Origin of the sequence: Enterobacter sp. NFIX58, assembly GCF_900110475.1 — a bacterium.
GTDB classification, from domain to species: domain Bacteria; phylum Pseudomonadota; class Gammaproteobacteria; order Enterobacterales; family Enterobacteriaceae; genus Enterobacter; species Enterobacter quasiroggenkampii.
In genome coordinates, this window is sequence record NZ_FODW01000006.1 from 67,011 (window position 1) to 91,812 (window position 24,802).

At 57.7% G+C, this 24,802-nt stretch carries 15 protein-coding genes; 4 read left to right on the forward strand and 11 right to left on the reverse strand.

Features of this window, described 5'->3' with window-relative positions; translation table 11 throughout:
* Window positions 1-40 precede the first annotated feature (40 nt).
* Both nfuA and gntT read left to right on the forward strand, forming a co-directional pair.
* Entirely contained in the window at window positions 41-616 is a 576-nt protein-coding gene (gene nfuA / locus BMW97_RS20310) for a Fe-S biogenesis protein NfuA (RefSeq protein ID WP_008503055.1), read from the forward strand.
* Window positions 617-933: 317 nt separating this feature from the next.
* Entirely contained in the window at window positions 934-2,250 is a 1,317-nt protein-coding gene (gntT, locus tag BMW97_RS20315; RefSeq protein WP_024907902.1) for a gluconate transporter, read from the forward strand.
* Window positions 2,251-2,337: 87 nt separating this feature from the next.
* Here the strand turns inward: gntT and malQ are convergent, their stop codons facing one another.
* Together malQ and malP are read right to left on the reverse strand one after the other, a co-directional pair.
* On the reverse strand, window positions 2,338-4,416 hold the full coding sequence (gene malQ / locus BMW97_RS20320; RefSeq protein ID WP_045909013.1) for a 4-alpha-glucanotransferase: 2,079 nt from the start codon (window positions 4,414-4,416) through the stop codon (window positions 2,338-2,340).
* Between the two features lie 9 nt (window positions 4,417-4,425).
* Window positions 4,426-6,819, reverse strand: a complete 2,394-nt coding sequence (malP, locus tag BMW97_RS20325) for a maltodextrin phosphorylase (RefSeq protein WP_045909014.1) — start codon at window positions 6,817-6,819, stop codon at window positions 4,426-4,428.
* A 585-nt stretch (window positions 6,820-7,404) separates the two neighbouring features.
* Here malP and malT point away from each other — a divergent pair.
* Window positions 7,405-10,110 (forward strand): HTH-type transcriptional regulator MalT, encoded by a 2,706-nt coding sequence (gene malT, locus BMW97_RS20330; protein ID WP_045909015.1) that lies wholly within the window; start codon window positions 7,405-7,407, stop codon window positions 10,108-10,110.
* Between the two features lie 81 nt (window positions 10,111-10,191).
* On the opposite strand, the gene BMW97_RS20335 is transcribed toward malT, so the two are convergent.
* Genes BMW97_RS20335 through glpE form a run of 3 tightly spaced genes read right to left on the reverse strand, consistent with a single transcriptional unit; the run spans window position 10,192 to window position 12,177 of the window.
* Window positions 10,192-10,950 (reverse strand): DeoR/GlpR family transcriptional regulator, encoded by a 759-nt coding sequence (locus tag BMW97_RS20335; RefSeq protein ID WP_008503060.1) that lies wholly within the window; start codon window positions 10,948-10,950, stop codon window positions 10,192-10,194.
* 16 nt (window positions 10,951-10,966) lie between these two features.
* Window positions 10,967-11,797 carry a rhomboid family intramembrane serine protease GlpG gene (gene glpG, locus BMW97_RS20340; RefSeq protein WP_032648308.1) on the reverse strand — a complete coding sequence of 277 codons (831 nt, stop codon included), beginning with the start codon at window positions 11,795-11,797 and terminating at the stop codon, window positions 10,967-10,969.
* Between the two features lie 47 nt (window positions 11,798-11,844).
* Window positions 11,845-12,177 (reverse strand): thiosulfate sulfurtransferase GlpE, encoded by a 333-nt coding sequence (gene glpE / locus BMW97_RS20345; RefSeq protein ID WP_008503062.1) that lies wholly within the window; start codon window positions 12,175-12,177, stop codon window positions 11,845-11,847.
* Between the two features lie 188 nt (window positions 12,178-12,365).
* Here glpE and glpD point away from each other — a divergent pair, with 188 nt between their 5' ends.
* Complete coding sequence (gene glpD, locus BMW97_RS20355; RefSeq protein WP_045909016.1) at window positions 12,366-13,874, forward strand: glycerol-3-phosphate dehydrogenase; 1,509 nt, start codon at window positions 12,366-12,368, stop codon at window positions 13,872-13,874.
* A gap of 88 nt (window positions 13,875-13,962) precedes the next feature.
* Here the strand turns inward: glpD and glgP are convergent, their stop codons facing one another.
* The 6 genes from glgP to asd all read right to left on the reverse strand — a co-directional run bounded on the left by glgP (window position 13,963) and on the right by asd (window position 24,684).
* Window positions 13,963-16,410 (reverse strand): glycogen phosphorylase, encoded by a 2,448-nt coding sequence (gene glgP / locus BMW97_RS20360; protein WP_045909017.1) that lies wholly within the window; start codon window positions 16,408-16,410, stop codon window positions 13,963-13,965.
* Between the two features lie 18 nt (window positions 16,411-16,428).
* Complete coding sequence (gene glgA / locus BMW97_RS20365; RefSeq protein ID WP_008503065.1) at window positions 16,429-17,862, reverse strand: glycogen synthase GlgA; 1,434 nt, start codon at window positions 17,860-17,862, stop codon at window positions 16,429-16,431.
* A complete protein-coding gene (glgC, locus tag BMW97_RS20370; protein WP_008503066.1) occupies window positions 17,862-19,157 on the reverse strand; it encodes a glucose-1-phosphate adenylyltransferase in 1,296 nt (431 codons plus the stop codon). Before glgC ends, glgA begins: the two co-directional genes overlap by 1 nt.
* A gap of 17 nt (window positions 19,158-19,174) precedes the next feature.
* Window positions 19,175-21,148: a glycogen debranching protein GlgX gene (gene glgX, locus BMW97_RS20375; protein ID WP_045909018.1), complete on the reverse strand. Its 1,974-nt coding sequence runs from the start codon at window positions 21,146-21,148 to the stop codon at window positions 19,175-19,177.
* On the reverse strand, window positions 21,145-23,331 hold the full coding sequence (glgB, locus tag BMW97_RS20380) for a 1,4-alpha-glucan branching enzyme (RefSeq protein WP_045416955.1): 2,187 nt from the start codon (window positions 23,329-23,331) through the stop codon (window positions 21,145-21,147). Before glgB ends, glgX begins: the two co-directional genes overlap by 4 nt.
* A 249-nt stretch (window positions 23,332-23,580) precedes the next feature.
* Window positions 23,581-24,684, reverse strand: coding sequence for an aspartate-semialdehyde dehydrogenase (asd, locus tag BMW97_RS20385; protein ID WP_045909019.1), 1,104 nt, complete (start codon window positions 24,682-24,684; stop codon window positions 23,581-23,583).
* Window positions 24,685-24,802: the final 118 nt, after the last annotated feature.

Sequence of the window (24,802 nt, forward strand, 5' to 3'; positions counted from 1 at the left end):
ATTATACCCAGGTAATTTAGTCAACTATTAGGCCAAAGCTATGATCCGTATTTCCGATTCTGCACAAGCGCACTTTGCCAAACTGCTGGCAAATCAGGAAGAAGGGACGCAGATCCGCGTGTTTGTGATTAATCCAGGCACTCCGAATGCAGAATGTGGTGTTTCTTATTGTCCTCCGGACGCTGTGGAAGCCACCGACACTGCCCTTAAATTTGAACAGCTCACCGCCTATGTTGATGAGCTGAGCGCACCGTATCTTGAAGATGCGGAGATTGACTTCGTCACCGATCAGCTGGGTTCTCAGCTGACCCTGAAAGCGCCGAACGCGAAAATGCGTAAAGTGTCTGACGATGCCCCGCTGATGGAGCGCGTTGAGTATCTGCTGCAATCCCAGATCAACCCACAGCTGGCTGGCCACGGCGGCCGTGTTTCCCTGATGGAAATCACCGACGAAGGTTTTGCCATTCTGCAGTTTGGCGGCGGTTGTAACGGCTGTTCAATGGTCGATGTCACCCTGAAAGAAGGGATCGAGAAGCAGCTGCTGAACGAGTTCCCGGAACTGAAAGGCGTGCGTGACCTGACCGAACACCAGCGCGGCGAGCACTCCTACTACTGATTCAGTGCCCGTCTGTATTGCCCGGTGGCGCTGCGCTTACCGGGCCTACAAAACCCTGCTCCCCCCTCTTCGTTCCCCTCTATATGTTGACCTGCGTCTCATAATTCACATTTTGCCTTCCAGGGTGATTCTCAATCACGCCATGTTACCCGTATCATTCTCATGGGCACTAAACACACTCATAACAGCCGACTAAACTTAATCGTTTAAAAGGCATCAGTATTAGTGCCGTTACTTCTCTGTTCCCAGTTGGGACAATCGGAATTTGTCGTTGAAACAATGACGTTACCCATAACAATTCAAAGGCCAGGTAAATCATGCCATTAGTCATCGTTGCTATCGGTGTTGTGTTATTACTGCTCTTGATGATCCGCTTCAAAATGAACGGATTTATCGCTCTGGTTCTGGTGGCACTTGCAGTCGGTCTGATGCAGGGGATGCCGCTGGTGAAAGTTATCAGCTCGATTAAAGCCGGTGTCGGCGGCACGCTCGGCAGCCTGGCGTTGATCATGGGCTTCGGCGCCATGCTCGGTAAAATGCTGGCGGACTGCGGTGGCGCCCAGCGTATTGCCACCACGCTTATCGACAAATTTGGTAAGAAGAACATTCAGTGGGCAGTGGTGTTAACCGGCTTTACCGTCGGTTTCGCGCTGTTCTATGAAGTGGGCTTCGTATTGATGCTGCCGCTGGTGTTCACCATTGCGGCTGCCGCGAGCATCCCGCTGCTGTATGTCGGTGTGCCTATGGCCGCGGCGCTGTCCGTGACCCACGGCTTCCTGCCGCCGCACCCGGGTCCAACCGCTATCGCCACCATCTTCCACGCGGATATGGGTAAAACCCTGCTGTTCGGTACGATTCTGGCGATCCCGACGGTGATTCTGGCAGGTCCGGTTTATGCCCGCTTCCTGAAAGGGATTGATAAGCCTATCCCGGAAGGTCTGTACAGCGCTAAAACCTTCACCGAAGAAGAGATGCCTGGCTTTGGCGTCAGCGTCTGGACCTCTCTGGTACCGGTGATCCTGATGGCGATGCGCGCCGTGGCAGAGATGATCCTGCCGAAAGGTCATGCGTTCCTGTCCGTGGCGGAATTCCTGGGTGATCCGGTGATGGCAACGCTGATTGCCGTGCTGATCGCGATGTTCACCTTCGGTCTGAACCGTGGCCGCTCCATGGATCAGATCAACGACACGCTGACCTCTTCCATCAAAATCATTGCCATGATGCTCCTGATCATCGGCGGTGGCGGTGCGTTCAAACAGGTTCTGGTCGACAGCGGCGTGGACAAATACATCGCCGCGATGATGCATGAAACCAACGTGTCGCCGCTCCTGATGGCCTGGTCTATTGCCGCGGTTCTGCGTATTGCGCTGGGCTCTGCGACCGTTGCGGCGATCACCGCCGGCGGCATCGTTGCGCCGTTGATTGCCACCACGGGCGTGAGCCCTGAGCTGATGGTTATCGCCGTCGGTTCCGGTAGCGTGATTTTCTCTCACGTTAACGACCCGGGCTTCTGGCTGTTCAAGGAGTACTTCAACCTGACGATCGGTGAAACCATCAAGTCCTGGTCCGCGCTGGAAACCATTATTTCGGTGTGCGGTCTGGTCGGGGTGCTGCTGTTGAATATGGTGGTCTGATGCCCTAAGTCGGGTGGCGGCTACGCCTTACCCGACCTACATGAGCACTACCGGATAATAAAAAACCCGCCACTGGCGGGTTTTTTATTACTTCTTCCCGGCAGCTTTTCGCCGCTTATCCAAATCCTTAATCAGCCTGTTCACCCCGTCATCGGCAAACATCGCCTCAAGCGTGGTGGACAGCTTGCGACGCCAGTTCTTGTACTGATAGCTGGTGCCCGGGATGTTCACCGGCTCCGCCATATCAATCCAGTCTTCCGGCTGCAGCCCCAGCAGGGCGCTATTGCTGTCGGCAATGTAACGCTGCAAACCACGGTTGAGCGTGGAGGTCATGGACATCAGCGACGCCTTATGCCCGGCACGTTTTGGCAGACAGCCCTGCTTGTGCAGCGCATCCAGCAGCCCCTGTTTGGAGAGTTCGCGATCCTGATACAGGCCGCGTAACACCTCTTCATCAGGATACAGGCCCAGCGTTTTGCCAAGGGTCAGATCGCCGCTTTCCCAATAGCCACGAAGCGTAGGAAGGTCATGCGTCGTCGCGACTGCCATTGACTGTTCAGGGTACGCTTGCGGCGCGCGGAAGGTTTTCTCATGGTCGTTTTCAAAATAGAGCACTTTATAGGAGTAGACGCCGCTGTCGCGGAGTTTGCTGACAATTTCCACCGGCACGGTACCGAGATCTTCACCGATCACCATGCACTGATGACGCTTGCTTTCCAGAGCCAGGATCGACAGCAGATCGTCAACCGGATACTGCACGTACGCCCCGTGATCCGCCGTTTCACCGTACGGGATCCACCACAGGCGCAGCACGGACATCACGTGGTCGATACGCAACGCGCCGCAGTTCTGCATGTTCGCGCGCAGCAGGTCGATGAACGGCTCGTAGGCGCGCGCCGCCATGACGTGCGGATCCATCGGCGGTAATCCCCAGTTCTGGCCCAGCGGGCCCAGGATATCCGGTGGTGCCCCCACGGAGGCCTTCAGGCAGTACAGCTCACGGTCGCACCAGGTTTCCGCGCCGCCTTCCGCCACGCCCACGGCCAGGTCACGGTAAAGGCCAATCGGCATTTTATAGCCCTGGCTCACCTGCCAGCAGGCGGCAAACTGGCTGTACGCCAGCCACTGCAGCCACAGGTAGAAGTCCACTTCATCGGCATATTTTTTACAGAACGCTTTCACTTCCGGCGTGTCGACGGTTTGATACGCTTCAGGCCAGACCGGCCAGCCCCAGCGCATTTCGTCCTCTTTTACCTGATACGCATGCAGCGCATCGAACGCCGCCTGCCAGTACAGGCTCTCGCCCTCCTGCGTCACGAACTGGCGGAACGCCGCCATCTGCTCGTCATCGCGCTGCGAAAAGCCTTTCCACGCCAGGCGCAGCGCGGCCATTTTCAACGCCGTGACGGTGGAGTAATCCACCCAGTCGGCTTCGCGCGCCTGCTTCAGCGCCTGCTGCGTGGTGCTGAGTTTCCACCAGGCCTGCGCCTCCTGGCTGTTTTTGAAATCATCTAAGGCGTTAACGTCGATATAAATCACGTTCAGCCAGCGACGGGACGACGGGCTGTACGGGCTGGCGCTCTCCGGGTTGGCCGGGTAGAGGGCGTGGATCGGGTTGAGGCCGATAAACGCGCCGCCGCGCTCGCCCACGGATACCAGCATGTTCTTCAGATCGCCAAAATCACCGATACCCCAGTTGCTGTCGGAGCGCAGCGTGTAGAGCTGCACGCAGGCGCCCCACAGCTTTTTGCCTTCAAGCAGCGCCTGCGGCTCGTAGCAGCGTTTTGGCGCGACGATCACCCGGCAGTGGAAACGCCGATCGTCCTGGGTGAGCGTCAGAGTGTGATAGCCCTCCGGCAGCTTCGCCGGAAGGTTGAGCGTTTTGCCGCCGGTGGCGTGGCCTTTGTGCTGATGCCCCTCTTCGGTCGTGAGCAGCCAGCTAAACTCGCCACGTCCCTCCACCGCGAGCGGCATCTTTTTGCCTGCAGTGAATACCTTCACGTTCGGCACCGGCGCAGCCGACGCTTTCGCGTCGGTTTTGTGCATAGCGTCCAGCAAACGTCTTTTGGTGTCGGCGCCAATAGACTGTGGTTTGCCGTGAGCATTAATGTAACTGAGGCTAATTCCCGCCGCCTGCGCGGCACTGTCCAGACGTTTACTCTCCATCGCGCTTCCTTAGCGTTTTGCCTGCCAGATACGGGCCTGATAATCACGGATTGAGCGGTCAGAGCTGAACATACCGCAGCGCGCGGTGTTCAGGATGCACGCGCGGGTCCACGCTTCCTGGTCGCGATACAGCACATCGACCTGTTTTTGCGCGTCGACATAGGCCGTGAAGTCCGCCATCACCAGATACGGGTCACCGCCGTGTTTGTCCATGCTGTGCAGCATCTGGTCAAACGCGTGCTTGTCGCCGTCGCTGTATTTGCCGCTCTCCAGCTCTTTCAGCACCGCATCGAGCACTTTGTCTTTCTTACGCCATTTCACCGGGTCGTAGCCTTTGGCCTTGATGGCTTTCACCTCTTCCACGGTGTGGCCGAAGATAAAGATATTCTCTTCGCCCACCTTCTCGGCGATTTCGACGTTGGCCCCGTCGAGCGTGCCGACGGTCAGCGCGCCGTTCAGCGCCAGCTTCATGTTGCCGGTACCGGAGGCTTCTTTCCCTGCGGTTGAGATCTGCTCGGAGATATCTGCCGCCGGGATCAGCATTTCAGCCGCCGAGACGCAGTAATCCGGCAGGAACACCACCTTCAGCTTGTCGCCCACTTTCGGATCGCTGTTGATCGCCGCCGCCACTTTATTGATGGCGAGGATGATGTTTTTCGCCAGATAGTAGCCCGGGGCCGCTTTCGCACCGAACAGGAACACGCGCGGGACGCGATCGGCCTGCGGGTTCTCGCGGATCTCTTTGTACAGCGCCAGAATGTGCAGCAGGTTCAGGTGCTGGCGTTTGTACTCGTGCAGACGTTTGATCTGAATATCGAAAATCGCATTCGGGTTGATCTCAATCCCGGTACGCACTTTCACGAACTCCGCCAGGCGAACCTTGTTCTCCAGCTTGATCGCCCGGTACTGCTCGCGGAATTTCGCGTCGTCAGCGTATTTTTCCAGGTTGATGAGCTGGTCCAGATCGTTGGCCCACTCTTTCTTCAGGGTCTTGTCCAGCAGGCCCGCCAGCAGCGGGTTGCACTGCTTGATCCAGCGACGCGGCGTGATGCCGTTGGTCACGTTGTGGAATTTGGTTGGCCACAGCTGGTGGTATTCCGGGAAGAGGTCTTTGACCACCAGATCCGAGTGCAGCGCCGCCACGCCGTTCACCGCAAAGCCGCTCACCACGCACATATTCGCCATGCGCACCTGCTTATCGTGAACCACCGCCAGCTTCGCCCAGACCGCCTTGTTGCCCGGCCAGGTTTTATCCACGAGCTTTTTAAACTGGTCGTTAATTTTGTTGATGATCTGCATGTGGCGCGGCAGCAGCGTTTTCACCAGCTTCTCATCCCAGCACTCCAGCGCTTCTGGCATCAGCGTGTGGTTGGTGTAGGCAAAGGTACGGCTGGTAATGGCCCAGGCGTCGTCCCAGCTCAGCTGATGCTCGTCAATCAGCACGCGCAGCAGTTCCGGGATGGCAATGGTCGGGTGCGTGTCGTTAAGCTGAATCACTTCGAAGTCCGGCAGCTGCGCCAGCTTGCGGCCCGCCAGGTGATGGCGACGCAGAATGTCCGCCACGGAGCAGGCGCACTGGAAGTACTGCTGCATCAGGCGCAGCTTTTTACCGGCCAGGTGGTTGTCGTTCGGGTAGAGAACTTTGGTCAGCTTCTCGGCGTCGATGCCCTGCTGCTCGGCCCGCAAGAAATCGCCGTCGTTGAATTTAGTCAGATTAAACGGGTGGGCGTGCTTCGCCTGCCACAGACGCAGCGGCTGCGCCACGCCGTTACGGTAGCCAAGCACCGGCAGATCCCAGGCTTCGCCGGTGATGGTGAACGCTGGTTCCCAGAGACCTTGTTTCGTCACTTTCCCGCCAATGCCAACCTGCACGTCAAGCTGCGCGTTATGGCGGAACCACGGATAGGTATTGCGATGCCAGTCGTCCGGCGCTTCCATCTGGTGGCCGTCAGCAAACGACTGACGGAACAGGCCGTACTGGTAGTTCAGGCCGTAGCCAATCGCCGACTGGCCGACGGTCGCCATGGAGTCAAGGAAGCAGGCCGCCAGGCGTCCCAGGCCGCCGTTGCCCAGCGCCGGGTCAATCTCTTCTTCCAGCAGGTCGGTCAGGTTAATGTCGTGTTCTTTAAGGACGTCACCGACCTCCTGATACCAACCGAGGTTCAACAGGTTGTTGCCCGTCAGACGGCCAATCAGGAATTCCATTGAAATGTAGTTTACATGGCGCTGGCCTTTTACCGGTTTTGCCAGGGGTTGAGCATCCAGCTGCTCTGCGAGCGCACCGCTCACTGCCTGCCACCACTGGTGAGGCGTCATCTCGTTTGCAGCATGAAGGCCAAAACGCTGCCACTGACGCGTCAGGGCAGCCTGGAATTGAGCTTTGTTGAAGGTAGGCTGTGACATAGGGGATCGGCATCCTTTAGAAAGAAAACACAAGTTGGCGCTAGTGTGCCTGGCTCATTTCCCCTCTTCCTCCTCCCGAGGGGGATTAGACAGGGAGGAGTAGCGGGGATGAGCAGAAAAATGTGATCAAGGCCACTCTCAGAGCATAGTTCGAGTGTGTCCGGAAGATAAAAAAGTAACCGAGGAGAATGTCAAAGAAATGAAATGCGGTTTCGGGTGAAATTAAACCCCGCCGAAATAATTACTTACGTAGAATAATATTTCGGCAATCGGGAAATCGCTAAGGAGATTATTAATCTCCCTTAACTTTACCAGAAGTATATTAAATTCGACGTCACTATCCCTTTCTGAAACCAGTTTCAGCGCAGCCGTAGCACAGCCATACAAGCCAGCATTGACGGGGCATCAAAGACCTTTTCAGAAAGTTCCCTCCTCTGCCTGAATGTTTTGTGACAGAGTGCAAATTCACAGCCACCAAATCCAGACATAACTTGCAATAGTTAACTTATTGGCCGACCTTATAACCATTAATTACGAAGCGCAAAAAAAATAAAATCTCTCGTTCCCCACAGTGAAGTGAAACCTATGTTGATTCCGTCTAAATTAAGTCGCCCGGTTCGTCTTGACCACACAGTGGTCCGCGAGCGTCTGTTGGCTAAACTTTCCGGCGCGCATAATTTCCGACTGGCGCTGGTTACGAGCCCTGCAGGTTATGGAAAAACAACGCTCATTTCGCAATGGGCCGCAGGTAAGAGCGATCTTGGCTGGTACTCTCTTGATGAGGGCGATAACCAGCAGGAGCGCTTTGCCAGCTATCTGATTGCCGCGATACAGCAAGCCACCCATGGACACTGCGTTGCCAGTGAGGTGATGGTGCAAAAGCGCCAGTACGCCAGCCTGTCCTCCCTTTTCTCTCAGCTGTTTATCGAACTGGCTGAATGGCATCGCCCGCTTTACGTGGTGATTGATGATTACCATCTCATCACTAACCCGGTGATTCATGAATCAATGCGTTTCTTCCTGCGCCATCAGCCGGAAAACCTGACGTTAGTGGTGCTGTCACGCAACCTGCCGCAGTTGGGTATTGCCAACCTGCGCGTACGCGATCAGCTTCTGGAAGTGGGTAGCCAGCAGTTGGCCTTTACCCACCAGGAAGCAAAACAGTTCTTTGACTGCCGCCTGACCTCACCCATTGAGGCCGCTGAAAGCAGCCGCCTGTGTGATGACGTCGCGGGCTGGGCCACGGCGCTGCAGCTCATCGCCCTCTCTGCCCGGCAAAACAACAGTCCAGCGCATCAGTCAGCGCGGCGTCTGGCCGGCATCAACGCCAGCCACCTCTCTGATTACCTGGTGGACGAGGTGCTGAACAGTGTCGATCCCTCGACGCGTAATTTCCTGCTGAAAAGCTCGCTGCTGCGCTCCATGAACGATGCCCTCATCGTGCGGGTGACGGGCTGTGAAAACGGTCAGCTGCAGCTCGAAGAAATTGAACGTCAGGGCCTTTTCCTGACGCGCATGGACGATCCCGGCGAGTGGTTTAGCTATCATCCGCTGTTTGGTAGCTTCCTGCGCCAGCGCTGTCAGTGGGAACTGGCGGTTGAACTGCCGGAGATCCACCGCGCCGCTGCCGAAAGCTGGATGGCACAGGGCTTCCCGAGCGAGGCCATCCACCACGCGCTCGCTGCCGGGGATGCCAGCATGCTGCGCGATATCCTCCTCAATCATGCGTGGGGCCTGTTTAACCACAGCGAGCTGACGCTGCTGGAAGAGTCCCTCAAAGCCCTGCCGTGGGAAAGCCTGCTGGAGAATCCGCGTCTGGTGCTGCTGCAGGCCTGGCTGATGCAGAGCCAGCATCGCTACAGCGAAGTGAACACCCTGCTGGCGCGTGCCGAGCAGGAGATGGAAAGCGAGATGGATACCACCCTGCACGGCGAGTTCAACGCGCTGCGCGCTCAGGTGGCCATTAACGATGGCGACCCGGACGAAGCGGAACGGCTGGCGATGGTCGCGCTGGATGAACTGCCGCTGGCCAACTTCTACAGCCGCATCGTGGCGACCTCCGTGCACGGCGAAGTGCTGCACTGCAAGGGCGACCTCACGCGTTCGCTTTCACTGATGCAGCAAACCGAACAGATGGCGCGTCGTCATGATGTCTGGCACTACGCGCTGTGGAGCCTGATCCAGCAGAGCGAGATTTTATTCGCGCAGGGGTTCCTGCAGGCTGCCTGGGAAAACCAGGAAAAAGCGTTCCAGCTGATTCGTGAACAACACCTGGAACAGCTGCCGATGCACGAGTTCCTGTTGCGTATTCGCGCTCAGCTGCTGTGGGCATGGTCGCGTCTGGATGAAGCAGAAAGCTGCGCCCGCCAGGGTGTGGATGTTCTTTCCAGTTTCCAGCCTCAGCAGCAGCTGCAGTGTCTGGCGCTGCTGGTGCAGTGCTCGCTGGCGCGCGGCGATCTCGATAACGCCCGCAACCATCTTAACCGCCTGGAAAACCTGCTCGGCAACGGTCAGTATCATAGCGACTGGGTGTCAAACGCCGATAAGGTCCGGGTGATTTACTGGCAGATGACCGGCGATAAAAAATCCGCCGCCAACTGGCTGCGTCAGACGCCAAAACCGGAATTTGCCAACAACCACTTCCTGCAGAGCCAGTGGCGCAACATTGCCCGCGCGCAGATCCTGCTCGGTGAATTAGAGCCCGCTGAGATTGTACTGGAAGAGCTGAACGAGAACGCGCGCAGCCTGCGCCTGATGAGCGATCTGAACCGCAACCTGCTGCTGCAGAACCAGCTCTACTGGCAGGCGGGTCGTAAAAACGATGCCCAGCGCGTGCTGCTGGAGGCGCTGCAGCTGGCAAACCGCACCGGGTTTATCAGCCACTTTGTGATTGAAGGTGAAGTGATGGCCCAGCAGCTGCGTCAGCTTATTCAGCTCAACACGCTGCCGGAGCTGGATCAACATCGCGCCCAGCGCATTCTGCGCGAGATTAACCAGCATCATCGGCACAAGTTCGCGCATTTTGATGAGAACTTCGTTGAACGTCTGCTGAACCACCCGGAAGTGCCGGAGCTTATCCGCACCAGCCCGCTCACCCAGCGCGAATGGCAGGTTCTGGGGCTGATCTATTCAGGTTACAGCAATGAGCAGATTGCCGGTGAGCTGGCGGTGGCGGCGACCACCATCAAAACGCATATCCGCAACCTGTACCAGAAGCTGGGCGTGGCGCATCGTCAGGATGCGGTACAGCATGCACAGCAGCTGTTGAAGATGATGGGGTACGGAGTGTAATTCATTGCCCGGCGGCGCTACGCTTGCACGGGCCTACGGGTGTTGTAGGTCGGGTAAGCACAGCGCCACCCGACACAACCGTTAGCACAATTCCAGCTGCAAATTATTATCTTTAATCACCTGCATCACGCCCGCTGGCGGCATCACGTCGGTATAGACCGCATCCACCATGCTGATGCTGCCCATGTTCACCATCGCGTTACGGCCAAACTTCGAATGATCCACCACCAGCATCACGTGGCGCGAGTTTTCAATGATCGCGCGCTTGGTGCGTACCTCGTGGTAATCAAACTCCAGCAGCGAGCCGTCGCTGTCGATGCCGCTGATCCCCAGAATGCCGAAGTCGAGGCGGAACTGGGAGATAAAATCGAGGGTGGCTTCGCCGATAATTCCGCCGTCGCGGCTGCGCAGCTCCCCGCCCGCGAGGATGATGCGGAAGTCGTCTTTCTGCATCAGGGTGTTAGCCACGTTCAGGTTGTTGGTGACCACGCGCAGGTTCTCATGATCCAGCAGCGCATGGGCGACCGCTTCCGGCGTGGTGCCGATATCAATAAACAGCGTCGCCCCGTTTGGGATCTGGCTGGCGACCTTGCGGGCAATACGCTCTTTCTCCGCCGTCTGCGTGGCTTTACGGTCGTGCCAGGAGGTGTTAACCGAGCTGGACGGCAGCGCCGCGCCACCGTGGTGGCGAAGAATACGGTTCTGATCGGCCAGGTCATTCAGGTCACGACGGATGGTTTGTGGGCTGACGGCAAACTGCTCCACCAGCTCTTCGGTGCTGACGTATCCCTGTTTTTTTACCAGTTCGATAATGGCGTCATGACGTTGTGTTTGTTTCATCAATTATCCCTGAGAATTATGTTCGTTTTCGCGCATGGAGCGTGTCGGCAAAGGCCATCGCCAGCCCCACGGCCAGCCCGGCGACGTGCGCACCGTTGGCGATAGACATACCAAACAGATCAAACCATCCGGCAATTAGCCATATTAACGCAAAGGTTATTAATCCGCGTTGCAGATAGATGCCACTTTCCGGGTCGCGCTCCCCGCGAAGCCAGACGTAGCCCATCAGGGCATACACGACACCCGACAGCCCGCCGAACCACGGCCCGCTGAACTTGTGCTGCACGTAGCCGCTTAACAGGGCGCTGATGAGGGTGATAACGATCAGCTTGCCGCTGCCCAGACGCTTTTCAACGGCACCGCCGAGATACCACCACCAGAGTAGGTTAAAGAGGATATGCATCACCGAGAAGTGCATCAGCGCGTGGCTAAAGTAGCGCCAGACGTCAAACTCAAGAGACGGGTCATAGGGCCACGCCAGGGCAATCATTACGCTCTGGTCGCCGACCACGTTCATGATAATGAAGACAATGATGCAGGCCGCCATCAGCAGCAGCGTAAACGGGCCCGCGCGCTCGCGAATGGTGGCGAGGAAGGGAAAGCGGCTGTAGTGCAATCCGCTGCCGGTCTGGCCGGATTGCCAGCTGGCCGCGAGATAGCGCGGGTCGCCAGGGTTCTCAAGAAAACGCGCCAGCTCCTCGTTTACCCGCCCGGCCTGGCTCTCATCGGCCAGCCAGACGTCGGTCTGCGTATGTTGCTGAATAGTCAGAATAACGCCCTGCGTCGCCATATAGTCGACAAACGCCTGGGCGACGCGCGGGTTGGTAAAAGAGGTGATCATCAACATGGGCAGCGGTCGCTTATTTCCACACAAAAGGGGACAGTATAGCGGGATCAGCGCTCAAAAGCGTATTCCACTTCCGCCGGGAAATGACGATGCCAGGCATCGAAACCGCCGTCGACGCTGTAAACCGCGTCGTAACCCTGCTGAAGCAGGTACTGCGCCGCGCCTTTGCTGCTGTTGCCGTGATAGCACATGACCATCACTGGCGTGTCGAAGTCGTTATCGCGCATAAACGCGCCCAGCGTGTCGTTGGTGAGATGGAACGCGCCCGGCGTATGACCCATCGCAAAACTCTGCGGATCGCGGATGTCCACCAGCACCGCTTTTCCCTGGTGCATCTTCTGGTGGGCTTCTTCTACGTTAATACATTCAAACTGATCCATGGTGTTCTCTTTACAGTGGTCAACGACAAGATTTTACCCCGTAGTGTACGTCCTGGCGGCGGGTAAACGCCATTATGTTATCCATATCACTCTAAATTGTTTTTTTGATGTTACCAAAAGCGCGTTCCTTTGCTATTATGAGCGATATCGAACATTTCTGAGCTTTAACGAAAGTGCATGAGGGTGTTATGGAAACCAAAGATCTGATTGTGATAGGCGGTGGCATCAACGGTGCCGGTATTGCGGTCGATGCCGCAGGACGCGGTTTATCCGTACTGATGCTGGAAGCTAACGATCTCGCCTGCGCGACGTCGTCCGCCAGCTCCAAACTGATTCACGGTGGCCTGCGCTACCTGGAACACTACGAATTCCGCCTGGTCAGTGAAGCGCTGGCCGAACGTGAAGTGCTGCTGAAAATGGCCCCGCATCTGGCGATTCCGATGCGCTTCCGCCTGCCCCATCGCCCGCATCTGCGTCCGGCGTGGATGATCCGAATTGGCCTGTTTATGTACGATCATCTGGGTAAACGCACCAGCCTCCCGGGTTCGAAAGGTTTGCGTTTTGGCTCAGAATCGGTCCTTAAGCCTGAAATCGTGCGCGGATTCGAATATTCCGACTGCTGGGTGGACGATGCCCGCCTGGTGCTGGCGAACGCGCAGATGGTTGAGAAGAAAGGCGGCGAGGTGAAAACCCGCACTCGCGCGACTTCTGCCCGCCGTGAAAACGGACTGTGGATTGTCGAGGCGGAAGATATCGATACCGGCGAGAAATTCAGCTGGAAAGCGCGCGGCCTGGTGAACGCCACCGGCCCGTGGGTGAAACAGTTCTTTGACGAGGGCATGCATCTGCCTTCCCCGTACGGCATCCGCCTGATCAAAGGCAGCCACATTGTGGTGCCGCGCGTGCATACCCAGAAGCAGGCGTACATTCTGCAGAACGAAGACAAGCGCATCGTGTTTGTGATCCCGTGGATGGACGAATTCTCGATCATCGGCACCACCGACGTGGAGTACAAAGGCGATCCGAAGAACGTTGAGATCGACGAGAGCGAAGTGAACTACCTGCTTAAAGTGTATAACGCGCACTTTAAGAAACAGCTGTCGCGCGACGACGTGGTCTGGACTTACTCCGGCGTGCGTCCGCTGTGCGATGACGAATCTGATTCACCGCAGGCCATCACCCGCGACTATACGCTCGATATTCACGACGTTGACGGTCAGGCGCCGCTGCTGTCCGTGTTTGGCGGCAAGCTCACCACCTACCGCAAGCTGGCCGAGCACGCGCTGGAAAAACTGGCGCCGTACTACAAAGGCATTGGCCCGGCATGGACCAAGGGCGCGGTACTGCCCGGCGGTGATATCGGCGATAACCGCGATGATTACGCCGCGAAGCTGCGCCGTCGCTTCCCGTTCATCACCGAAGGGATGGCGCGCCACTATGCCCGCACCTACGGCAGCAATACCGAGCTGTTCCTGGGCGATGCGAAGGACATTACGGATCTGGGCGAACATTTCGGCCACGAGCTGTACGAAGCCGAGCTGCGTTATCTGGTTGAGCACGAGTGGGTGCGTCGTCTGGACGATGCTATCTGGCGCCGTACCAAAGAAGGGATGTGGCTCAACGCCGAACAGCAGTCTCGCGTGGCGCAGTGGTTACTGCAACATGCGGGAAAGCGTGAGCTGTCGCTGGCGTCCTGATGTGAAAAAATGCCCGGTGGCGCTACGCTTACCGGGCCTACGGGATCAACCAGGCCGGGTAAGGCGAAGCCGCCACCCGGCTTTGTTTTTACAACCTCACCGGATCAATATGCCAGATCGTCTCGGCATACTCCTTGATGGTCCTGTCTGACGAGAAATAGCCCATATTGGCGATGTTGTACATCGCGGCGCTGGTCCATTTCTCCGGCTGGCGATACAGCTCGTCCACCTTGTCCTGACAGTCCACGTAGCTGCGGTAATCCGCCAGCACCTGGTAGTGATCGCCAAAGTTAATCAGCGAATCCACCAGATCGCGGTAGCGGCTCGGTTCATCAGGGCTAAACACGCCGGTCGCGATCTGCGTCAGCACCTGACGCAACTCTTCATCCTCTTCGTAATATTGACGGGGCGAGTAGCCTTTCCTGCGCAGCGCCTCTACCTCTTCCGTCGTATTACCGAAGATAAAGATATTCTCTTCGCCCACGTGCTCCTGCATCTCGACGTTCGCCCCGTCCAGCGTGCCGATGGTCAGCGCGCCGTTGAGGGCAAACTTCATGTTACTGGTGCCGGATGCCTCCGTCCCCGCCGTGGAAATCTGTTCAGAGAGATCCGCCGCCGGGATGATCAGCTGCGCCAGGCTGACGCTGTAGTTCGGAATGAACACCACCTTCAGCTTGTCGCCAATATCCGGATCCTGGTTAACCACCTTCGCCACGTCGTTGATGAGATGAATAATGTGCTTCGCCATGTAATAGGCCGACGCCGCCTTACCGGCGAAGATCTTCACGCGCGGCACCCATTCGGCCGTCGGATCGGCCTTGATGCGGTTGTAATGGGTGATCACGTGCAGCACGTTCATCAGCTGACGCTTGTATTCATGGATGCGTTTGATCTGAACGTCGAACAGCGCTTTCGGGTTTGCCACCACGTTGAGGTGCATCGCCAGCCAGACCGCCAGACGTTTTTTGTTCAGCAGCTTGGCTTCGCGCACGGCTTTGTTCACCGTCGGGAAATCAATATGCTGTTCCAGCTCGCTCAACTGGCTCAAATCGGTACGCCAGGTGCGGCCAATATTCTCGTCAAGTACCTCAGAGAGCGGCTGGTTGGCCAGCGCCAGCCAGCGGCGCGGGGTGACGCCGTTGGTCACGTTGCAGAACCGCGTCGGGAAGATCTTCGCGAAGTCCGCAAACAGCGACTGCACCATCAGGTTCGAGTGGAGCTCGGACACGCCGTTGACCTTGTGGCTGATGACAACCGCCAGCCAGGCCATGCGCACGCGGCGACCGTTCGACTCATCAATAATGGACGCGCGGCTCAGCAGGCCGGTATCGTTCGGATACTGCTCCTGCAGCGTCTTGAGGAAGTAGTCGTTAATCTCAAAGATAATCTGCAGATGGCGCGGCAGGATTTTGCCGAGCATGTCCACCGGCCACGTCTCCAGCGCTTCGCTCATCAGCGTGTGGTTGGTGTATGAGAACACCTGGCAGGTCACCTCAAAGGCGTCATCCCAGCTGAACTTATGCTCGTCGATCAGCAGGCGCATCAGTTCCGGAATAGAGAGCACCGGGTGGGTGTCATTAAGGTGGATCGCGGTTTTCTCCGCCAGGTTGGCGTAGGTTTTGTGCAGCTGATGGTGGCGGCTAAGGATGTCCTGAATGGTCGCCGAAACGAGGAAGTACTCCTGACGCAGGCGCAGCTCGCGGCCCGAGTAGGTCGAGTCATCCGGGTACAGCACGCGGGACACGTTCTCGGAGTGGTTTTTATCTTCCACCGCCGCAAAGTAGTCACCCTGGTTAAATTTACCGAGGTTAATTTCGCTACTGGCCTGGGCGCTCCACAGGCGCAGCGTGTTGGTGGCGTCAGTGTCGTAGCCGGGGATAATCTGGTCGTAGGCCACGGCCAGGATCTCTTCCGTTTCTACCCAGCGGGATTTTTTCCCTTCCTGCTGAATACGTCCGCCAAAGCGCACCTTGTAGCGCGTGTTGTGGCGCTTAAACTCCCACGGGTTGCCGTACTCCAGCCAGTAGTCCGGGGACTCTTTCTGACGCCCGTCGACGATGTTCTGCTTGAACATGCCGTAATCGTAGCGAATACCGTAGCCGCGGCCCGGCAGCGCCAGCGTCGCCAGGGAGTCGAGGAAGCAGGCGGCGAGACGTCCCAGACCGCCGTTACCGAGGCCCGGGTCGTTCTCTTCGTCGATCAGTTCTTCTAAATCTAACCCCATCTCTTCCAGTGCGGTTTTGACGTCGTCATAAATACCGAGCGACAACAGCGCATTGGACAGCGTGCGGCCAATCAAAAATTCCATCGACAGGTAGTAAACCTGACGCGTCTCCTGCGAGAGCTGGGCGCGGTTTGAGCGCAGCCAGCGTTCAACTAAGCGGTCACGCACGGCAAACAGGGTGGCGTTCAGCCACTCGTGCTTGTTGGCAATAACCGGATCTTTCCCGATGGTGAACATCAGCTTGTAGGCGATGGAGTGCTTTAACGCCTCAACGCTGAGCGTGGGTGAAGAGTAGCTAAATGGAGCGTTCATATCAGTAACTTCGCCTCGTTACATCAAGCGTTGATAGAGATCGCGGTATGACTGCGCCGCGACATGCCAGCTAAAGTCCATGGACATCGCCTGACGTTGTACGTAACGCCACAGTGATGGACGGGACCACAAGACGAAAGCACGCCGAATCGCCCGAAGCAGCGACCAGGCATTACTGTCCTCAAAGACAAATCCGCTGGCGATACCGTCCGCCAGGTTTTCCAGAGAGCTGTCGGATACGGTATCCGCCAGTCCGCCCGTGCGGCGTACCAGCGGCAGGGTGCCGTATTTCAGGCCGTACAGCTGCGTCAGGCCGCAGGGTTCGAAACGGCTTGGCACCAGAATGACGTCCGCGCCACCCATAATGCGGTGCGAGAACGCTTCGTGGTAGCCAATCTGCACGCCCACCTGCCCCGGGTGTTCCGCGGCGGCGGCAAGGAAACCTTCCTGCAGCACCGGGTCGCCCGCGCCGAGCAGCGCCAGCTGTCCCCCCTGCTCCAGTAAACCGGGCAGCGCCTCCAGCACCAGATCCAACCCTTTCTGGCTGGTCAGGCGGCTCACGACGGCGAACAGCGGCACTTTGTCGTTCACCTTCAGGCCCATCGCAATCTGCAGCTGGCGTTTGTTCTCCGCTTTGTCTTCCACGGAATCACGACCGTAGCGCGCCGCCAGAAGGAGATCGGTTTCCGGGCTCCAGATTTGTTCATCCACGCCGTTCAGGATACCCGACAGGCGGCCTTCGCGATGGCGCTGCTGCAGCAACCCTTCCATGCCGTAGCCAAACGCCGGCTGGGTGATCTCACGCGCGTAGGTTGGGCTCACCGCCGTGATGTGATCGGCGTAGTACAGCCCCGCCTTCAGGAACGAGATCTGCCCGTTAAACTCCAGACCGTGCATGTTAAAGAACGACCATGGCAGATCGATGTCATTCATGTGATGGGCGTAGTACATCCCCTGATACGCCAGGTTATGCACGGTAAAGACCGATTTCGCCGGGTGGCCGCGCGCGGCGAGATACGCCGGGGCAAGCCCGGCGTGCCAGTCGTGTGCATGCACCACATCCGGCCGCCAGAACGGATCCAGCCCCGTCGCCATTTCGGCACCGACCCAGCCGAGCAGCGCAAAGCGCAGCACGTTGTCGGTGTAGGCGAACAGGTTCGTATCGTGATACGGGCTGCCCGGGCGATCGTATAAATGCGGCGCGTCGATCAGATAAATCCCTACGCCATTGTAATGTCCAAACAGCAGGGTAATGCGTCCGGCAAACGTTTCACGGCGGGTCACCACTTTCGCATCGGGTATACCGCGCCGGATATCCGGAAAGGCGGGCAGCAGGACTCGGGTATCCACGCCTCCGGCGATTTGCGCCGCCGGTAATGCGCCAAGCACATCTGCCAGTCCGCCCGTTTTTAATAACGGGAACATCTCAGAACATACGTGTAAAACCTGCATCATCGCTCCTGTTTGATCTGCAGCTTCCGCAACATTTCCCGTGTGACTAACACGATCCCCTCTTCCGAACGGTAGAAACGACGCGCGTCTTCTTCCGCATTCTCCCCAATAACCATCCCTTCAGGGATGACGCAGGCACGGTCGATCACGCAACGACGCAGACGACACGAGCGCCCTACCCAGACATCCGGCAACAAGACTGCCGAATCGATATTACAGAATGAATTTATCCGCACGCGCGGGAACAGCACCGACTGCACCACCACCGAACCGGAGATAATGCACCCGCCGGACACCAGCGAGTTCAGCGTCATCCCGTGGCTGCCGGAGCGGTCCTGGACGAACTTGGCCGGCGGCAGCGACTCCATATGGGTACGAATCGGCCAGTTCTGGTCGTACATATCCAGTTCAGGCGTGACCGATGCCAGATCGAGGTTCGCTTTCCAGTACGCTTCCAGCGTGCCCACATCGCGCCAGTAGGGTTCCGCATTCGGATCGGACTGCACGCAGGACAGCGGGAAAGGATGTGCATACGCCATGCCAGCTTTCGTGATTTTCGGAATGATGTCTTTACCGAAGTCGTGGCTGGAGTTTTCGTCTTTGTCGTCTTCTTCCAGCAGCTCATAAAGATAATCTGCGTCAAAGACATAGATCCCCATGCTGGCGAGTGATTTGGTGTCATCGCCCGGCATGGTTGGCGGGTTCGCCGGTTTTTCAACGAAGTCGATAATTTTGTCGTCGGCATCCACGTGCATGACGCCAAACGCCGTCGCTTCAGCAACGGGCACAGGCAGACACGCCACGGTGCAGCGCGCCCCTTTTTCGACGTGGTCGATCAGCATGTGGGAGTAATCTTGTTTGTAGATGTGGTCCCCGGCGAGGATCACGATGTATTCCGCGTTGTAGCGACGAATGATGTCGAGGTTCTGGGTCACCGCATCCGCTGTCCCGCGATACCAGTTTTCGCCGTGGACGCGTTGCTGCGCAGGAAGGAGATCGACAAACTCGTTCATCTCTTCGCTGAAGAATGACCAGCCGCGCTGGATATGCTGAACCAGCGTGTGCGACTGATACTGCGTAATAACGCCGATGCGGCGAATGCCCGAGTTCAGGCAGTTGGAGAGCGCAAAGTCGATGATACGGAACTTACCACCAAAGTGAACAGCCGGTTTGGCGCGCTTGATGGTCAAATCTTTCAGACGGGTACCACGCCCGCCCGCAAGTATCAGGGCAACCGTTTTTAATGGTAGCTGGCGTGCCAACATTAAGGGATCGTTCTTCTCTAATCTAACCATGACTAACTCCTTTTTTATCATCTTTGGAATACGCACACTCCGTGCGCAGGCCCGTGCCAGACAGCCATTACTACCGGATTATCCGCTCCGGCAAAGGGAGGAACGGCGCGCCATTCCCCTTCAGGTAAAACAATCTCTGCGACGTCATCCGTCGCGTTCAGCGTGACCAGCCATTTATCCGACAGCAGGATTTGCAGGCGTGGTACGCCGTGTTGCCACTCTTGCGCGCTTAACGGTTGCGCGTCTTTATTCAGCCAGCGAACGTTGCCGTCACCCTCTTCCCACCAGCTGTTGGCGGTCAGCGCGGGGATCTGCTGGCGAAGATGGATCAGCGCAGCGGTAAAATGAATCAGCCCGCTGTTGGCTTCCCCCCAGTCGAGCCAGGTTAAGGTGTTGTCCTGGCAATAGGCGTTGTTGTTACCGTGCTGGCTATGACCATGCTCGTCACCTGCCAGCAGCATCGGCGTGCCCTGCGACAGTAAAAGCGTTGTCAGCAGCGCATGAACGCTGGCGCGTCGCCGCTCTATCACATCCAGACTTCCGCCTAACCCTTCTATACCATGATTGAAGCTATGGTTATTGTTAGTGCCATCGCGATTCTCTTCGCCGTTCGCCTCATTGTGTTTCTGATTGAAACAAACGCAGTCCCTGAGCGTAAAACCGTCGTGCGCCGTCAACAGATTGACGGTGGCCGACGGGCGTTTGCCGTCGCGCTTAAAGAGATCGCTCGACGCGGCAAAGCGCCCGGCAAATTCCCCCAGCGACAGGTTCCGCTCCAGCCAGAAGCGGCGCACGGCGTCGCGGTAGTGGTCGTTCCACTCGGCAAACAGCGGCGGGAAATTCCCGACCTGATAACCGCCTTCACCGATGTCCCACGGCTCGGCAATGAGCTTCACCTGCGAGAGCACCGGGCAGTTTTTTATCGCCTCAAACAGCGGCGCCTGCTGGCTGAACGCTGGCGTGCGCCCCATCACCGGCGCCAGGTCGAAACGAAAACCGTCGACGTGGTACGTCTCTACCCAGTATTTCAGGCATTCATACGCAAAATGCGTGACCGCCGGATGGCTGAGATTGAGCGTGTTGCCGCAGCCGGTCCAGTTCTCGTAATCGCCATCCTGCCTGATCCAATAATAGCTACGGTTATCAATTCCGCGCATGGAGAGCGTCGGGCCATCGAGATCGCTTTCGGCGCTGTGGTTCAGTACCACGTCCAGGATGACCTCAATGCCCGCCGCGTGGAGCGCCTTCACCGCATCTCGGAACTCGTCCCGCGCCTTTTCCGGATGGACGGCATAGCGCGGTTCGAGCGCGAACATCGCCAGCGGGTTGTAGCCCCAGTAGTTGCTCAGCCCCAGCCGCTGCAGGCGCGGCTCGCTGGCAAAATGGGCAACGGGGAGCAGTTCCAGAGCGGTGATGCCGAGGTGTTTCAGGTAGGCGATCATAGTGGGATGCCCGAGCGCCTTGTAGGTGCCGCGCATCTCTTTGGGGATCGACGGATGCAGGTACGTCAGCCCTTTGACGTGGGCTTCATAAATGACGGTCTTGCCCCACGGCGTCTGCGGCGGGGCATCGTCTTCCCAGTCATAAAGATCGTTCACCACCACGCTTTTTGGCGCGACGGGCGCGCTGTCGCGGTGGTCGGGCTCGCCGTAGCCCACGTGGAAGAGCGGGTCATCTTTAAATTCGCCGTCCACGCGGTGCGCGCACGGGTCAATCAACAGCTTCGCCGGATTAAACCAGTGCCCCTGCGCGGGATCCCACGGACCGTGAACGCGAAAGCCGTAGTGCATGCCGGGCCGCCCGCCGGACAGGTAGCCGTGCCAGGTATCCCCCGTGCGCGCGGGTAAATCGTAACGGTGCTCGTTACCTTCCCCGTCAAACACGCACAGTTCTACCCGCTCAGCGTGAGCGGAAAAGAGGGTGAAGTTCACCCCTTTTCCGTCAAAACGCGCCCCGAGCGGTTCGGGTTTACCTGCCGTAAGCTGCGTCATTCGCCCTCCCGCATCAGCCAGATGGTGCCAAGCGGCGGCAGCGTCAGGCTCAGGGAGTTGGGTCGCCCGTGGCTTTCAATGGCGTCGCTCTGTACCAGCCCACCGTTACCGGCGTTGCTGCCGTGGTAGTGCATTGAGTCGGTATTCAGAATTTCACGCCATTTGCCCGGCTGGTTAATGCCGAAGCGGTAGTGTTCGCGCGGCACCGGGGTGAAGTTGCTGGCGACGATGATCTCGTTACCCGCCTTGTCTCGACGCACAAAGACAAACACCGAGCGCTCATGGTCGTCCACTACCAGCCATTCAAAGCCGTACGGATCGAAGTCGAGCTCGTGCAGCGCTTTGTGGTGACGATAGGTCAGGTTCAGATCGCGTACCAGACGCTGCACCCCGTGGTGCCAGTTGTCGCCGCCTTCCAGCAGATGCCAGTCGAGGCTGGCGTCGTGGTTCCACTCGCGCCCCTGGGCGAACTCATTGCCCATAAACAGCAGTTTCTTGCCCGGGAAGGCAAACATCCAGCCGTAATAGGCGCGCAGGTTGGCAAACTTCTGCCACGCGTCGCCCGGCATGCGGTCGAGAATTGATTTTTTACCGTGTACCACCTCATCGTGCGACAGCGGCAGCATGAAGTTTTCGGTGTAATTGTAGAGCATCCCGAACGTCAGCTTATCGTGATGATACTTACGGTGAACCGGATCCAGCTTCATGTAATCGAGCGTGTCGTGCATCCAGCCCAGGTTCCACTTATACCAGAACCCCAGGCCGCCCAATGACGGCGGACGGGAGACACCCGCAAAGTCGGTGGACTCTTCCGCCATGGTCACGGCACCGTCCACCTGCTCGCCGATAATGCGGTTGGTATTACGCAGGAATTCAATCGCTTCCAGGTTTTCGCGGCCGCCAAACTCGTTCGGGATCCACTCCCCCTCTTTGCGGCTGTAGTCGCGGTAGATCATCGACGCCACCGCATCCACGCGCAGGGCATCGATGCCAAACCGCTCGATCCAGTACAGGGCATTCCCGACCAGGTAGTTTGAGACCTCTCGGCGACCGTAGTTGTAGATCAGCGTGTTCCAGTCCTGGTGATAGCCTTCGCGCGGATCGCTGTGCTCGTACAGCTTCGTACCGTCAAACTCTGCCAGCGCGAAATCATCCGCCGGGAAATGACCCGGCACCCAGTCGAGGATGACGTTCAGCCCGGCGGCGTGCGCGGCATCAATGAAATAGCGGAAGTCGTCGCGGGTGCCGAATCGGCGGGTCGGCGCATACAGCCCGGTGGGCTGATAGCCCCAGCTGCCGTCGAACGGGTGCTCGTTGACCGGCAGCAGCTCCAGGTGGGTAAAGCCCATCCATTTGGCGTACGGGACCAGCTGGTCGGCAAGCTCCCGGTAGCTGAGCCAGAAGTTGTTATCAGTGTGGCGACGCCATGAGCCGAGATGGACTTCATAAACGGAGATCGGCGCATCAAAGCGGTTAGCCTGCTTACGCTCCTCCGTCTGAACGACCTTCTCCGGCAGGCCGCAAATCAGCGACGCGGTATCCGGACGCATCTGCGCTTCGAAGGCATACGGGTCGGCTTTAATGCGCAGCTTGCCGTGAGCGTCAATCATCTCGAATTTATAAAGCTGCCCGTGGTGCGCCCCGGGGATAAACAGCTCCCAGATGCCGGTTTCCCGACGCAGGCGCATCGGGTGGCGGCGGCCATCCCAGTAGTTGAACTGTCCGACAACGGAGACACGCTGGGCATTGGGCGCCCACACGGAGAACCGCGTGCCGGTAATGCCGTCCATGGTATCGGCATGGGCACCCAGCGTTTCATAAGGGCGAAGATGCGTCCCTTCGGAGAGGAGCCAGGCATCCATCTCTTTAAGCAGAGGGCCAAAGCTGTAGGGATCGTCAATCAGGTTTTGCTGACCGTGCCAGAGAACGGCGAGCTGATAGCGAAAAGGATTTTTACGACGGGGCATCACGCCCGAGAAGAAGCCACGGGAATCGAGGCATTCCAGGTTACCGACCTTGCGGCCGGTTTTGGGTTCAATCACCCAGACTTCTGTGGCATCCGGTAACAGTGCCCGAACTTCCAGACCGGCCTCAGTACGGTGCATCCCAAGCACAGAAAAGGGGTCAGCGAAATGACCCGCAATAAGCGCATTAATCACGTCTCTATCCACACGATCGGACATGGTATTCATCCTGTTTTTTATGTCGTCCTTTTTAAGCGCTCCGGGACGACTTTTAATGTGACCTGAACGGGACAGCACAAAAATGTGCATCCATTCTGCTCCGCTCGAACCTCAGGTAAGAAATGACTCTTCCTTAAAGCATAGCCAACGCTCTAGATGACTCCTGATAAAAAATAAGACATACGCGTGTTACTCCATGTAGTACGCAAAAAAAAGGGGTGAAAATCACCCCTGGTATTTAACAAATTATTACGCCAGCTGGCGCAGCATGCGGCGCAGCGGCTCGGCGGCGCCCCACAGGAGCTGGTCACCGACGGTGAACGCGGAGAGATACTCCGGTCCCATATTCAGCTTACGCAGACGGCCAACCGGCGTGGTCAGCGTGCCGGTTACCGCTGCCGGGGTCAGCTCGTGCATAGTGATATCGCGATCGTTTGGTACCACTTTCGCCCACGGGTTGTGCGCGGCCAGCAGCTCTTCCACGGTCGGAATAGACACATCTTTTTTCAGTTTAATGGTGAAGGCCTGGCTGTGGCAGCGCAGTGCGCCGATACGTACGCAAAGACCGTCAACCGGAATGGTGTTCGCGGTATTGAGGATTTTGTTGGTCTCAGCCTGGCCTTTCCACTCTTCGCGGGTCTGGCCGTTATCCAGCTGCTTGTCGATCCACGGGATCAGGCCACCGGCCAGCGGTACGCCAAAGTTATCCACCGGCAGTTCGCCGCTGCGGGTCAGTTGGGTCACTTTACGCTCGATATCCAGAATAGCGGATGCCGGGTTTGCCAGCTCGGTCGCAACGCTCTGATGCAGTTGGCCCATCTGGGTCAGCAGCTCGCGCATGTGACGCGCACCGCCGCCGGACGCCGCCTGGTAGGTCGCCACGGAGACCCACTCCACCAGATCCTGCGCGAACAGGCCGCCGAGGGACATCAGCATCAGGCTGACGGTGCAGTTACCGCCAACAAAAGTTTTCACGCCGTTGTTCAGGCCATCGGTGATCACGCCCTGGTTAACCGGGTCGAGAATGATGATTGCATCGTCTTTCATGCGCAGCGACGAGGCCGCGTCAATCCAGTAGCCCTGCCAGCCGCTTTCACGCAGCTTTGGATAGATTTCGTTGGTATAATCGCCGCCCTGGCAGGTCACAATAATGTCGAGCGCCTTCAGCGCTTCCAGATCGTAAGCATCCTGCAACGTGCCTGTGGTACCACCAAAGGACGGAGCAGCCTGGCCGAGCTGAGAAGTGGAGAAGAAGACCGGGCGGATAGCGTCGAAATCGCGCTCTTCAACCATGCGTTGCATGAGTACAGAGCCGACCATACCGCGCCAGCCGATAAAACCAACGTTTTTCATAGCATTTTTTTCCTGCTGAGGGTGTGTGCTGATTGTGCAAGCCAGTATTGAACTGGGATATGCTTCACATTACAAAATGCTGCCAAAGTCGCAAGCGAAATTAATCGATGATTGCCCG

What these genes read in the sequence shown, in the direction of transcription:
- glgX (WP_045909018.1), bottom strand. Translation starts at nt 21,148, where the DNA reads ATGACGCAGCTTACGGCAGGTAAACCCGAACCGCTCGGGGCGCGTTTT.
- BMW97_RS20335 (WP_008503060.1), bottom strand. Translation starts at nt 10,950, where the DNA reads ATGAAACAAACACAACGTCATGACGCCATTATCGAACTGGTAAAAAAA.
- malP (WP_045909014.1), bottom strand. Translation starts at nt 6,819, where the DNA reads ATGTCACAGCCTACCTTCAACAAAGCTCAATTCCAGGCTGCCCTGACG.
- glpG (WP_032648308.1), bottom strand. Translation starts at nt 11,797, where the DNA reads ATGTTGATGATCACCTCTTTTACCAACCCGCGCGTCGCCCAGGCGTTT.
- glpE (WP_008503062.1), bottom strand. Translation starts at nt 12,177, where the DNA reads ATGGATCAGTTTGAATGTATTAACGTAGAAGAAGCCCACCAGAAGATG.
- glgC (WP_008503066.1), bottom strand. Translation starts at nt 19,157, where the DNA reads ATGGTTAGATTAGAGAAGAACGATCCCTTAATGTTGGCACGCCAGCTA.
- malQ (WP_045909013.1), bottom strand. Translation starts at nt 4,416, where the DNA reads ATGGAGAGTAAACGTCTGGACAGTGCCGCGCAGGCGGCGGGAATTAGC.
- nfuA (WP_008503055.1), top strand. Translation starts at nt 41, where the DNA reads ATGATCCGTATTTCCGATTCTGCACAAGCGCACTTTGCCAAACTGCTG.
- gntT (WP_024907902.1), top strand. Translation starts at nt 934, where the DNA reads ATGCCATTAGTCATCGTTGCTATCGGTGTTGTGTTATTACTGCTCTTG.
- asd (WP_045909019.1), bottom strand. Translation starts at nt 24,684, where the DNA reads ATGAAAAACGTTGGTTTTATCGGCTGGCGCGGTATGGTCGGCTCTGTA.
- glgB (WP_045416955.1), bottom strand. Translation starts at nt 23,331, where the DNA reads ATGTCCGATCGTGTGGATAGAGACGTGATTAATGCGCTTATTGCGGGT.
- malT (WP_045909015.1), top strand. Translation starts at nt 7,405, where the DNA reads ATGTTGATTCCGTCTAAATTAAGTCGCCCGGTTCGTCTTGACCACACA.
- glgP (WP_045909017.1), bottom strand. Translation starts at nt 16,410, where the DNA reads ATGAACGCTCCATTTAGCTACTCTTCACCCACGCTCAGCGTTGAGGCG.
- glgA (WP_008503065.1), bottom strand. Translation starts at nt 17,862, where the DNA reads ATGCAGGTTTTACACGTATGTTCTGAGATGTTCCCGTTATTAAAAACG.
- glpD (WP_045909016.1), top strand. Translation starts at nt 12,366, where the DNA reads ATGGAAACCAAAGATCTGATTGTGATAGGCGGTGGCATCAACGGTGCC.